Origin of the sequence: Shewanella sp. SW1 (assembly GCF_025653545.1) — a bacterium.
Lineage (GTDB): Bacteria > Pseudomonadota > Gammaproteobacteria > Enterobacterales > Shewanellaceae > Shewanella > Shewanella oncorhynchi.
Genome location: NZ_JAKKSG010000040.1, coordinates 1 through 11,886 on the forward strand (window position 1 = coordinate 1; position 11,886 = coordinate 11,886).

Here is an 11,886-nt window from a genome sequence, read left to right on the forward strand (position 1 = left end):
CTTTAGGTAAATCTCGCCAAGGGATACCTGTTCTAAGGCGGTAAAGAATACCTTCGAATGTTTGTCTATGTTCAGGTTTGTCATAAACACGGCCTGTGCTTTTCATTAAATGAAATAGCTTTTCCCAGCGTGCATCGGTTAGCATAAGTCTTGGCATGGCTTGAGGTTATGGTTACTTTTGGCGAAGCAAATTATAACGTCTTGCCATGCTGTCTAAAAATTACTCTCGAAAGATCAACAGACCCTAGAAATGTCACCTGCTTTTTTTAGGCATTTTTTTTGGATATTTTTTGCCATCTCACTACCCTTTAGCATTATTTTGATTACGGGTTCTATCTTGTTTGTGCTCTATTCACGGTTATCTCGTCACTCCCTTGCTGATGATATTCGTAGCGGGATAGAGAACGAAGAGTTCTTTTTGGTTTATCAACCTGTGATCTGTGCTGAGGACGGCAAGGCCAAAGGAGTCGAGGCATTAGTGCGTTGGCAGCACCCACAAATGGGCTTAGTACGGCCTGATTTGTTTATTCCTATCGCCGAAGAGAGCAAGTTAATTGTTCCATTGACCAATTATATCTTCGAAAAGGCATTAAAAGATTTTGCTAATATGAAGGTTGAATCGGGCTTTAGAGTCGCGTTCAACGTGGCGCCAGAGCATTTTACCCAAGATGATATCGAGTCGAAATTTATTCATCTGCGGGATTCTTTGGATCGTATTGGCGTTAAGCCTTTAATCGAAATCACCGAACGGCAATTATTAACGCCGGATATTTGCCAGCGCATTGAAAGCTTACGCCAGTTGGGGATTTTAGTGGCTATCGATGACTTTGGTACTGGGCAAACAACCTTATCTTTGTTACAAACCATGCCATTGGATTACTTGAAAATCGATAAATGCTTCATCGATACCATAGGGCAGGACTCCGTGACTTCCCACGTACTCGATACCATTATTGAGCTCTCCCATAAGATGAATTATGTGGTGGTGGCTGAAGGGGTTGAAACGCAGGAGCAGGCAGATTATTTGACTAGTCGCCAAGTCCATTTTTTACAAGGTTATCTCTTTGCTAAGCCGATGAAGTTGGCGGATTTAAAGTTATGGTTAGTCGAGCATTTTAAAAAGTAGCATCATGATGTAAGTCAGCCATCAGGGCGCCTTGGTACCCTTATGGCTATTCAACTGTCTTAACTAAAGGTTCTGGCTCGAGGTTCTGATTAAAGGCTATAACCCGTTTCTTCGTGTTCCGATAAATCTAAGCCGTTAACTTCTTGCTCTGTGCTGACGCGAAGGCCGCCAAGTAGCTTACGGATGATCACAAACAGCAACCAAGTGACCACCGCAGTATAAGTAAATGTCGCCGCAACCCCGATAATCTGTACCCCAAGTTGGTCTATCATAGTGTCGTTCACTGCCGCAAAACCGAAGCCGCTAAAGACGCCTAATTGGGTCGAGCTAAAGACTCCTGCCAAAAGGGTACCGAGAATACCACCGACACCGTGCACGGGGAAAACGTCTAAGGAGTCATCGATTTTAAGTTTCTGTTTGATATAAACAGTTGAGTAAAAACACACGATTCCACCGAGTAAACCTATGACTAAGGCGCCTGCTGGGCCAACATAACCAGAGGCGGGAGTGATAGTGCCTAAGCCCGCTACCATGCCTGTGACTATGCCAAGGGCGCTGGGTTTACCAAACTTAATCCACTCAATTGCCGCCCATGTCATCGCGCCCATAGAAGCGGCGAGATGAGTGGCTAGAATCGCCATGGCTGCGGTGCCGTTAGCGCCGAGCGCACTGCCGCCGTTAAAACCGAACCAACCCACCCACAGCATGCCCGCACCTGTGACTGTCATCGTCAGGTTATGCGGCATAATCGCCGAGTTTAAAAATCCTTTGCGTGGACCTAGCACTTTAGCGGCCACGAGCGCAGCAACCCCTGCGGTGATATGCACCACGGTTCCGCCCGCGAAATCATACAGTCCTAGCTGTGCTAACCAGCCACCGCCCCACACCCAGTGGGTGATCGGCGCATAAACCATTAATAACCAAGCACCTGAAAAGATAAGCACAGCTGAAAACTTCATTCGCTCGGCAAAACCACCGATGATTAAAGCTGGCGTTATGATGGCAAAGGTCATTTGAAATAGCATAAACAGCGGCTCGGGAATATCCCCGCTAAGACTATCGCGACCAATACCTGACAGTAGTGCTTTGTCTAAGCCACCGATGAAACTGTTACCTGTGTCGAATGCGAGTGAATAACCTAGCCCGAACCATAAAACTGACACTAGGGCGGCAATAGAGAAGCATTGCATCAATATTGAAAGCACGTTTTTACTGCGTACTAAACCACCGTAAAATAAGGCTAATCCGGGTAAGGTCATCAATAATACCAGCGCGGATGAGCTTAAGATCCACGCGGTATTTGCGGCGCTGAACTGACTCTCATCGGCGACAGCATTGGTCGCCAACATACTGAATAATATCAATAGATATTTAAAACTGAGTCTGAAGTTCGCTAGCATCATAGGGCATCCACTCCTTCTTCCGAAGTGCGAATGCGCACGACTTGTTGGAGTTCGGTCACAAAGATTTTGCCATCGCCCACTTTACCCGTATGGGCAGCGGCAATAATGGCTTCGATAACGGCTTCTTCTTGATCAGCATGAATGGCGACTTCGAGCTTCATCTTAGGCAAAAAGTCCACTGCGTATTCGGCGCCACGATACAATTCTGTATGGCCCTTTTGGCGGCCAAAGCCGCGCACTTCAGTGACTGTCATGCCATGGACGTTGAGCTGAGTTAAGGCTTCACGTACATCGTCTAATTTGAACGGTTTAATGATTGCGGTGACCAGTTTCAATTTTCTCTCCAACAAACTTCAGACTCAATTTATTGGAATAAAGCAGGAATCAGGCCATATAAACAAAGCATTTATTATCATTGCGTTAACATTCAGTCGCACCGAAATAGCATCAAGGATTGATGCAAAACGGTGCAAAACAGAATCAAGTCGCCCTGATTTGGTGCGTTTTATTGGTGCAAGATAAGTTCTGCTGGCAAGTATCAGTGCAGATAGTGTCGAGTGGATATAAAGCGAAGGGAGTCAGCGTTTTAATGCGCTGCATGAATGTGGGAAATTAAATCGTGATTTGCAGATTATCTTGATTAAACATTAGGTTAACTTTAATTGAACTAGGCTAGTTGTGCTCGGTTAAACTGCTAGCTGTTTGACTCGCGTCCAGAGCTCGGCATTGACTGGCGCACTTAAACCGTGCGCTTGTGCACGCTCACAGATATAGCCGTTAATTTGGTCTATCTCGGTTCGCCTTTGATGCGCAATATCTTGGTGCATCGACGAGAAGTTCCCCGCAGTGAGGCGGATCACTTGGTAGACCCTGTCGTGCAAAAATGATTGATCAAGCGACACGCCATCATGTGCGGCAACCATGACCAACTCATCGAGAATACCCTTAATCATTTCACTAAAATCTGGCTCAGCTAGTTTGCCATTGGGGCATTGATATAGCGCCGTGAGTGGATTGATGGCGGCATTGACTGCGAGTTTTTGCCACAGGCAAGGCACAATCGCATCGACCCATTCACTGCTCGGGATGGCAGCCAGCAAAGCGTTGCGATAATGCTCCGTCAGTTCAGCGCCTGTGAAATGCCCCAGCTGAGTCAGCCCTTGTCCGGTTTGCTTAATCAGCCAAGGGGCTTGGCGTAACACCCCTTGAGACGTTGTCCCTAGGCTTAGCCCTCCGCCATTGGCTTGCGCATTAATCAGCGGTGCCAGCGCTAAATGAGGTCCCATGCCATTGTGTAATAACAAAATATGACATTGGCTAGGTAGTTGCTTGAGTAAGGGGGAGAGCGCATCGAGCACTTGATAGGCTTTAACGCAGACAATCACCAGACGGATATTGTCGAGCGCATCGGCAGTTAAGATAGGCACCGAATACGGGATAGCTTGTATCTGTTGATGGTCCTCGGCAGACGCTAATGGGGTGAAACTCAGTACTTGCTGGCCAGATTCGAGGGCATTACGGCCGATAAAACCGACATTCATGCCCGCAACTGTCAATTGGCGACAGATCAGTTGCCCAATGGCACCTGCACCTAAAATGGCAATATCCACAGCATGAGTCATATTCGCAGCCTTAAGGTTTCTGTATCAGTGCCCATTTATAGCGTTTGTATTAATCTTCCCGCAACTGCGCCGCACGGAAGTATTTGCCATAGGCCCAATTACAAAAGTAGAACAGCGCTATGCCCGCAAAGTCGGCAATGACATCCGCCACAGAGGCGCTACGGTAAGGCAAACGCGATTGCACTAGCTCAATTAAAATGGCATAGCTCGCCAATGTGAGCGATAGCCAATACCACTTAGGTTTGAAAGCGAGGTAGGAGAGATAGGAGAGGCAAAAAAAGCTCCCAAGATGGCCTACCTTGTCGATATTCGGAATACTTTGCGAATAGGTTGGTCTGGAAAATACCAGATAACTGATCACGACAAAGGCTACGGCTAAAGCCAGCTTAAATAGGGTGTTTTTAGTTATCACAAATATGTTTGCATTAGCTTAGAGTGGGGCAATGATAGGAAAATCCACCACTAAAGTCATCCATGATTACGCTTTTATTCTAGGCTTTACCTTCAACTTAGGCCTGTGTGTGGGTAAACTAGTTGCATATTAATTTGATATGGGACATAAAAACTATGCCTTCAATGGATATTGTGTCAGAAGTGAATGAAGTTGAACTGCGTAATGCGGTTGATAATACTAAGCGTGAGCTGGCGACACGTTTCGATTTTCGCGGTAAAACGGCTGACGTGGAATATAAGGACCATGTGGTCACGTTAACCGCTGAAGATGACTTCCAATGCCAACAATTAGTGGACATTTTACGTATGCAACTGAGCAAACGTAATGTGGATCCGTCTTCGATGGAAGTCGATGAGAAAGCCATCCACAGTGGTAAAACCTTCTCCCTAAAAGTGAAGTTTAAAGAAGGTATAGAAACCTTAATCGCTAAAAAACTGGTCAAGCTAATTAAAGACAGCAAACTTAAAGTGCAAGCGTCTATTCAAGGCGAGAAAGTACGAGTTACAGGTAAAAAACGTGATGATTTACAAGCTGTCATGGCGTTGGCACGTGAGTCTGAGTTAGGCCAGCCTTTCCAATTTGATAACTTTAAAGATTAATCGAGCAAAATTGATTTAACGTGATGCAGTATCGCGTTTGCCATTTCGTCTTTAAATGTAAAAGCCCTCACACTAAGGTGTGAGGGCTTTTTTATATTGATGACATAAGTGCTATGAGACCTTAATCCGATTTTGCTGGTGCACTTTTTGACGAATCATCCATTAATGATGTGCTGGGGTGCGGCGCATACTTGTTGACTAAGATAACCAAAAACAACACAGGAAAACCAATCACACTGGCGGCGACAAAGAAGTTCACATAGCCAAATGCGTCGACATAAGCCCCCGAGAAGCCCGCGATAAACTTAGGGAACAGCAACATAATCGAAGACAGTAAGGCATATTGCGTTGCACTGTAGCCGCTGCTGGTGAGACTCGATAGATAGGCGATAAAAGCCGCCGTGGCGATTCCTGCGCTAAAGTTGTCTACGGAAATGGCAAAGGTTAAAAAGGGGACGTTGTAGCCAATCACCGCCTGCCACGCGAATAACAGATTGGTTACCGCAACCAACAAAGCGCCAAGGAAAAGGATCTTCATCGTGCCATAACGCGCTAACAAAACACCGCCGAAGGCTGCGCCGACTAAGGTCATGATCAGGCCATAGATCTTACTCAAATAGGCAATTTCTTCTTTAGTGAAGCCCATATCCACATAAAAGACGTTCGCCATAATGCCCATCACAATATCTGAGATCCGGTAGCAAGAAATCAGCAATAGGATGAGGATAGCGCTGCGGCCATAGCGTTTGAAAAAGTCGATAAAAGGCAAAATACTGGCCGTGTATACCCAAGACATGCCAGCAGCGATAATTCTTGGATAAGTGGCGCTTAAGCGTTGCTTTAAGGCTAATTCGGTGGCATCGGCGGCGCGGGTATCGACTTCGGGCTCACGGCTAAAAAGTGTGGTCAAAATCCCCACGGACATTAATCCCGCCATAATCAGGTAAGAGGTTTGCCAGGCGACTAAGTTGTATGCTGTGTTACCGGGTTCGACCCAAGCCGCTATCGTGAGTGCACCTGCGGTGGCGATAATCATGGCGCTGCGGTAACCCACTTGATAGGCGGCGGCTAATGCGGCTTGCATCTTTTCTGGGGCGGATTCAATTCGAAAGGCATCAATCACAATATCTTGGGTGGCGGAAGCAAAGGCGACCATTAACGCGAACAGTGCCAAGCGTTCGAGATCCTTGAGCGGATCGCTGAACGACATACCTAAGATAGCCCCCACCAATAACAGCTGAGCGAACAACATCCAGCTGCGGCGTCGGCCTAGAAAGCGAGTTAACAGTGGTATCGAGAGTCGATCGACTAAAGGCGACCAAGCCCATTTAAACGCATAGGCCAAGGCTATCCAGCTGAAATAACCGATTGAAGTGCGATCAACACCGGCTTCACGCAACCAAAAGGATAGCGTTGAAAATACCAGCATCAATGGTAGACCGGCGGAAAAACCCAGTAATAACAGGATCAAAACCCGCTTGTGATAATAGACACTGAGGGCATCGAGTGTACGTTGAATAAAACCTGTTGCAGACATAGGCATGAGTCTAAGTGTTTAATCCGCTTAGCTTACGGGTAAGGTGCCATAGGGTTCAAGGGCTAATGGTATTCCTTTTACTTTGTAGTCCCGTTTAGCACAATAAGATGGTTGAATATGGCTCTGGGGTTAACTTTTTGTAGCTAAAAGTTTACCGCTTATCTTTATCGCTAGCATAGATCTTGATAGTAAGGAGATCGTAATAATGTACACACGAGAAATTTGTTTACGAAATAAAAAAGGCCCTATTACAGGCCATTTTTTATCGATAGGAATGCTGAACTTAAGGTCTTATCCCGATACATCCCTGCGGCACTCGGCCGCCTAAACTCAGGTAGTCACAGCAATCATTTACTTGCTTACGCAGATATTGATTACCGCGGATCACACAGTCAGGCCACCTGTTAAAGCTGTGGAGCAAGTGCCAAAACACTTTTTCAGTTTCCGTTTGCGCTTCGCCAGTCGAATTCAGTTGCTGCCATTCTTCTAACGTGTCCCATAAGTAAAGTTGCACTTCATGGAAGTCGAGTTCTTCACTCAAAAACGCTTTTCCATAGAAGGCGAGTTGGGGCGCTTTATTATCGATGAACTCAGTTGCCGTCATCGTTTGCCTCCTTTCTGTTTACTATCACAGTATAGATGCAAAATTAGCGCTTTTGCTCGAAATTATATTTTGATTACTGTTTTGGTAATAACTTGGCTTTTTTCAATATGATAGGGGTAACAGGAACATCGGGCCAATTGAGCTTAGTGTTAGTTCCTGTCTCAACGACAGCCATAGCTTCGAGGACGGTTTTACCTTCAATCACTTCACCAAATACGGCATAACCCCAACGACGTTTAGAGGGATCGAGCTTAGTGTTGTCGGCTACGTTGAAGTAGAACTGACGAGTGGCTGAGTGCGGCTCGTTTTCACGTGCCATGGCGATAGTGCCCATGCTATTTGTTAGGCCATTTCCTGATTCGTTGACTATCGGCTTACCCTCGGGCAGCTCTTCATACTTGGGGGTGAGTCCGCCGCCTTGCACCACAAAGTCACTGATCACGCGGTGAAATATTGTGTTGTCGTATTCGCCTTTAACGACATGAGTTAAAAAGTTATCGACAGTGATTGGTGCACGAGTTCTATCTAGCTCGACCACTATTTTGCCTAAGCTAGTATCAAATTCGACTCTGGGATACAAGGTATCGGCCTGAATGTCGAGTGCGAGGCTATGATGACTCATAAAGATGAGCAAGAGGGCTGATATCCAACGGAGCATATTGATTTCCTTATAATAAACTGACGCTGTTATTTTTGTAGAAACTGATTAAGCTCAGGATCGTTTAGAATCTCGCCGGTAAGTTGGCCGAGCAATTTGTTCATATCCAGTTCTAAAGTTGCAAAATCGGGCGTTAAAGGACCTTTTAAAGTGCCTTTGGCTTTATAGCGTTTAACCAGCTCTTGGGTGGAGTTTTTGGCTTGAACTGCGATTAACACACTGTGTTTTGCCTCATAGCCAAAGGTCTTTTTAGTGATATCCATTTGCAATTCTTCTAATTGAATTTGCACTGAATTAGTTGCGCTTGGGTCGATTTGGTAGCCCGCTTGAGCAAAACCTGCGCGGAATACTTCATCAAGTAACAGTTTAGGCGGTTCGCTCGGGCCAACTAAACGTGTTTTTGTCCCTTCTTCAATAAAACGAGCAACATAATCGACTGTGCGTGTATCTACCGTTTCAAGAGCGATAGGTACAAGTTGCGCCGTTTGTTGGCTGATATTGGGCACTTGAGGGCTGAAAGCCATATGAGTCGGATTTTGGCTGGCACAGCCCGCGAACAGCAGGGGGAAAGTCAAGGTCAGTAATAGCCGTTTCATGGGATCTCTCGTACAAGTAAAAGTGGCTACAGCATACCAGAAATCACTTTTGATGCCACAGAACACCGTGATTCAGTTGAGGTACAGCTTTTATTGCTAATATCTTGTGCTCATTATTCACATCCGTGTTTTCTGTGCATTCACATCATTTATTCGCATAGTTACAAGGCATGGAAGGCAGGTTAAATATGGAAAAAATATCATTCACTTCGTTATTTGTTGGCCTGATGCTGGCGTCAGGCCTGATGAGCTCCAATGCGCTCGCGGGCGATTCTGCCCATATACTGGGTGGTAGTTTAGGTTACGGTACCCAAGAATTTGAAACTAAGAACGGTAAATATGATGCGGGTGACACCTTAACCAGCGACTTATATTACCGCTATATGCTCAACGAGCATTTTGGGTTTGAGGCGGGTTATTTAGCGGGTTCAGGTGGGGTGGCGAGTGCGCTTGTTAGCGTCATCAGTGAGATAAAAGATTTACGTTACCAAGGTGTTAGAACCGCCGCTTACGGTGAGTATGCTTTGTCTCGTGGTAACAGCCTGTATGCCAAATTAGGCGCTGCTTACACTCAAGTCAGCTATGAGATAGATAAACAAGATATGGACTCGGATGATGTCGGTTTTTATGGCGCTGCAGGCTGGCAATATCGATTTAAGTCAGGATTCGGTTTGAATTTGGAATACCAATATATCCCGATGAAAGAGCTTGAATTACAGGGGATCAACTTTGGTATTAGCTACCGATTCTAATCTTTCCTTATCCAACGATTAAAGCGCCTTTAGGCGCTTTAATCGTTTTACAAAAAAGGAATTTAAAACATTAAACCGAATACTGGCTGGCAACAAAATGACAACATTTTGTCCTTGCACTCTTTTAATGCAATGGGGGACAGGTTAGAGTAAAAATTCGATGTTTAGAATGAGAGAGCATAGATGCTCCCGCGTCCTTTTTGTAAGGCTTATTAGTCATGTTAACGATAGCAACGCAAATCGCCCCAGATAACCTGATCAATCCGAAGGGCTTACCCCATTTCGGTCATTTCGATGGCATAGTCAAAACCTTAGGTTTAGCGGACTTTGCCTATTTCGATACTATGGATAAACCTGCTTCAGCGTGGGCTAAGCATTTCGATTATAAACAATTTCAGTTTGTCTCTTTGGTCACGCCGCGTTATGTCCTAGGCATCGCGCTTGCCGATATTGCCTACGTCGGCAGTGCTTTTTGTTATTTATACGACATAAAAACCAACACACTCACCCAGCTTGATTGGTTAAAACCTTTGAGGTTTGGCTATCAGATGACGCCATCGCCCGCCGAGGGCCGAAGTAGTATTGGCCGTAAAGGGGCGCAGTTAAGCTTTGAGATTGTAGAGGGCGGTTGGCGGTTAGTGATTGATACTAAAAATATTCAAGCCGATGTGACTTTACACTCAGCCCCCTTAAGTTTGCCTATGGCTATGTGTAGTCCTACTGGATACAACGGCTGGACTTACACACAAAAGCATAATGGTTTGACCGTTAAAGGTAGTTTGACTGTGGGTCATGAGCCGCAGCCGCTGAATCAAGCTTTAGCAGGCTATGACTTTTCAGCGGGTTACATGCGCCGTGATACCAGTTGGCGCTGGGCGTCAATTAACGCGCGGATCCATGAGGGCATTATGGGGCTTAATTTAGCGGCGGGTGTCAATGAAACTGGGGCTACTGAAAATGTCTTTTGGATTAATGGTGAGCGTCATTTACTCGGGCCAGTGCAATTTGAGTTTGATCGCCATGCCACGCTCGGCGCCGAGGTTTGGCGAGTCTACAGTCAAAATGGCCAAGTGGATTTGCAGTTTGCGGCGCGCAATTGTCGCAGTGAAAAGCGTAATTTGCTCTTGCTTAAGAGTAATTTCCGCCAATTCATCGGTCATTTCAGTGGCACGATTACCGATAATCAAGGGCATAGTTACCAGTTAAATAATGTTCTGGGACTCGCCGAAGATCACTATGCTCGCTGGTAGCTAACGGCTACTAACGGATCGCAGCTGCCTGCGTTGTGGCGTTGAATGCGGTTTATAGAATGCAGTTAGAGTTTTTATAAAAGTAACAATAAAAATAATCATAAAATAAAAATAGAACAGGATGATCTTATATGGATATCGCCTCGCTGATCCAGCACCCAGAATTGTTACTGCTGGTGCTTGCACCTTTGTTTTTCGTGTGTATTTTGCTGGAATGGTACTTTGGCGATAAAAGACAAAAGCTACCGTTAAGTGCACGTTATCGCGGCCAAGAAGTGCTGTGTAATTTCAGCCTCGCGGCCATGCACCAAGGTGCCGATCTGCTCACTGGTTTGCTGATCGCTAAGCTATATTTGGCGATGTTTGGTTGGAAGTTATTCGATATTGAAATGGGCCCATTGAGCTTTATTGCCTTGATGGTTGCGCAGGACTTTTGTTATTACTGGTTCCACAGGGCGAGCCATAGAGTCCGCTGGATGTGGGCGGCTCACGTGGTGCACCATAGCTCTGAGAATATGAATTTTAGCACTGCGTTTCGTCAGAGTTTAATGTATCCCTTTGCAGGCATGTGGGTATTTTGGTTACCGCTGGTGGTCATAGGTTTCGATCCAAACTGGGTGGTGTTTGTGGTATTACTCAATCTGGGATTGCAATTTTTTGTGCATACCCAAGCGATTAAATCACTCGGACCGCTGGAATGGGTTTTCAACACGCCGTCTCACCACAGGGTGCACCACGGTCGTAATCCCCAATATATAGATAAAAACTATGCTGGCGTGCTGATTATTTGGGACAAGCTGTTTGGTACCTTTGAGCCCGAAGTGGAGACTGTGATTTACGGCATCACTAAGCCAGTGAATAGTTTTAATCCCTTTAAAGTGACTTTTAGTGAATGGCGAGACATGTTTGCAGAGGTCACAGCGACAGGTTTGAGTGTTAAACAACGACTACGTATCTTGTTTGCTCCGCCTTCCAGCAGTTTAAAAAGCGAGGAATAACAATCCACTGCATTTTCCAAGTTAAATAGCGCAAATGGCTAGGGTCTGTTGATCTTTGCTGTACAAATGTTGTTCAGCAATACATCGGCAGCCACATTAACATAAACGCCAGTGACACCATACTGGCGTAATTTCTTGCTAGCTTGTCATATCTTGTTGATATTGCTCGATAGTGCTTAATTCTTCCAAAAGCATTCTCCACTAAATGTCGATACCGATATAAGCACCAATCGACTCTTTCTTGAGGTGTATTCCTATAGCGGCGCCTTGGAATAACAGATTTCCCG

General features: G+C 45.6%; 14 protein-coding genes and 1 pseudogene. 5 read left to right on the forward strand and 10 right to left on the reverse strand.

Annotation, left to right across the window (positions count from 1 at the left end; all coding sequences use genetic code 11):
- Nucleotides 1–157, reverse strand: a 157-nt coding sequence (locus L5M71_RS22670) for a transposase (RefSeq protein ID WP_259573881.1), incomplete at its 3' end; no start/stop codon positions are given.
- 87 nt (nucleotides 158–244) lie between these two features.
- Here L5M71_RS22670 and L5M71_RS22675 point away from each other — a divergent pair.
- Nucleotides 245–1,126, forward strand: a pseudogene (locus L5M71_RS22675) (EAL domain-containing protein); the annotation flags it as partial.
- Nucleotides 1,127–1,215: 89 nt separating this feature from the next.
- On the opposite strand, the gene L5M71_RS22680 reads toward L5M71_RS22675, so the two are convergent.
- The 4 genes from L5M71_RS22680 to L5M71_RS22695 all read right to left on the reverse strand — a co-directional run bounded on the left by L5M71_RS22680 (nucleotide 1,216) and on the right by L5M71_RS22695 (nucleotide 4,563).
- Nucleotides 1,216–2,529, reverse strand: a complete 1,314-nt coding sequence (locus L5M71_RS22680) for an ammonium transporter (RefSeq protein WP_263209943.1) — start codon at nucleotides 2,527–2,529, stop codon at nucleotides 1,216–1,218.
- Nucleotides 2,526–2,864, reverse strand: coding sequence for a P-II family nitrogen regulator (locus L5M71_RS22685; RefSeq protein ID WP_014615386.1), 339 nt, complete (start codon nucleotides 2,862–2,864; stop codon nucleotides 2,526–2,528). Before L5M71_RS22685 ends, L5M71_RS22680 begins: the two co-directional genes overlap by 4 nt.
- A 351-nt stretch (nucleotides 2,865–3,215) precedes the next feature.
- Nucleotides 3,216–4,151 carry a ketopantoate reductase family protein gene (locus tag L5M71_RS22690; protein ID WP_263209946.1) on the reverse strand — a complete coding sequence of 312 codons (936 nt, stop codon included), beginning with the start codon at nucleotides 4,149–4,151 and terminating at the stop codon, nucleotides 3,216–3,218.
- Nucleotides 4,152–4,200: 49 nt separating this feature from the next.
- Nucleotides 4,201–4,563 carry a VanZ family protein gene (locus L5M71_RS22695; protein ID WP_006080272.1) on the reverse strand — a complete coding sequence of 121 codons (363 nt, stop codon included), beginning with the start codon at nucleotides 4,561–4,563 and terminating at the stop codon, nucleotides 4,201–4,203.
- A gap of 155 nt (nucleotides 4,564–4,718) precedes the next feature.
- Here L5M71_RS22695 and L5M71_RS22700 point away from each other — a divergent pair, with 155 nt between their 5' ends.
- Nucleotides 4,719–5,204 carry a YajQ family cyclic di-GMP-binding protein gene (locus L5M71_RS22700; RefSeq protein ID WP_006080274.1) on the forward strand — a complete coding sequence of 162 codons (486 nt, stop codon included), beginning with the start codon at nucleotides 4,719–4,721 and terminating at the stop codon, nucleotides 5,202–5,204.
- A 121-nt stretch (nucleotides 5,205–5,325) separates the two neighbouring features.
- Here L5M71_RS22700 and L5M71_RS22705 read toward each other — a convergent pair whose 3' ends face one another.
- The 4 genes from L5M71_RS22705 to L5M71_RS22720 form a co-directional block, all read right to left on the reverse strand.
- Complete coding sequence (locus L5M71_RS22705; protein ID WP_263209950.1) at nucleotides 5,326–6,741, reverse strand: AmpG family muropeptide MFS transporter; 1,416 nt, start codon at nucleotides 6,739–6,741, stop codon at nucleotides 5,326–5,328.
- 283 nt (nucleotides 6,742–7,024) lie between these two features.
- Nucleotides 7,025–7,345, reverse strand: coding sequence for a hypothetical protein (locus tag L5M71_RS22710; RefSeq protein WP_028761869.1), 321 nt, complete (start codon nucleotides 7,343–7,345; stop codon nucleotides 7,025–7,027).
- Nucleotides 7,346–7,418: 73 nt separating this feature from the next.
- Nucleotides 7,419–8,003, reverse strand: coding sequence for a peptidylprolyl isomerase (locus L5M71_RS22715; protein ID WP_028761870.1), 585 nt, complete (start codon nucleotides 8,001–8,003; stop codon nucleotides 7,419–7,421).
- A gap of 29 nt (nucleotides 8,004–8,032) precedes the next feature.
- Nucleotides 8,033–8,599, reverse strand: coding sequence for a YajG family lipoprotein (locus tag L5M71_RS22720; protein ID WP_105250136.1), 567 nt, complete (start codon nucleotides 8,597–8,599; stop codon nucleotides 8,033–8,035).
- Between the two features lie 227 nt (nucleotides 8,600–8,826).
- Here L5M71_RS22720 and L5M71_RS22725 point away from each other — a divergent pair, with 227 nt between their 5' ends.
- The 3 genes from L5M71_RS22725 to L5M71_RS22735 all read left to right on the forward strand — a co-directional run bounded on the left by L5M71_RS22725 (nucleotide 8,827) and on the right by L5M71_RS22735 (nucleotide 11,599).
- Entirely contained in the window at nucleotides 8,827–9,351 is a 525-nt protein-coding gene (locus tag L5M71_RS22725) for a porin family protein (protein ID WP_409437975.1), read from the forward strand.
- A gap of 218 nt (nucleotides 9,352–9,569) precedes the next feature.
- Entirely contained in the window at nucleotides 9,570–10,601 is a 1,032-nt protein-coding gene (locus tag L5M71_RS22730; RefSeq protein ID WP_105250134.1) for a DUF2804 domain-containing protein, read from the forward strand.
- Between the two features lie 131 nt (nucleotides 10,602–10,732).
- Nucleotides 10,733–11,599, forward strand: coding sequence for a sterol desaturase family protein (locus tag L5M71_RS22735; RefSeq protein ID WP_113939771.1), 867 nt, complete (start codon nucleotides 10,733–10,735; stop codon nucleotides 11,597–11,599).
- A gap of 73 nt (nucleotides 11,600–11,672) precedes the next feature.
- On the opposite strand, the gene L5M71_RS22740 is transcribed toward L5M71_RS22735, so the two are convergent.
- On the reverse strand, nucleotides 11,673–11,886 hold a 214-nt coding region (locus L5M71_RS22740; protein ID WP_263209304.1), incomplete at its 5' end, for a transposase.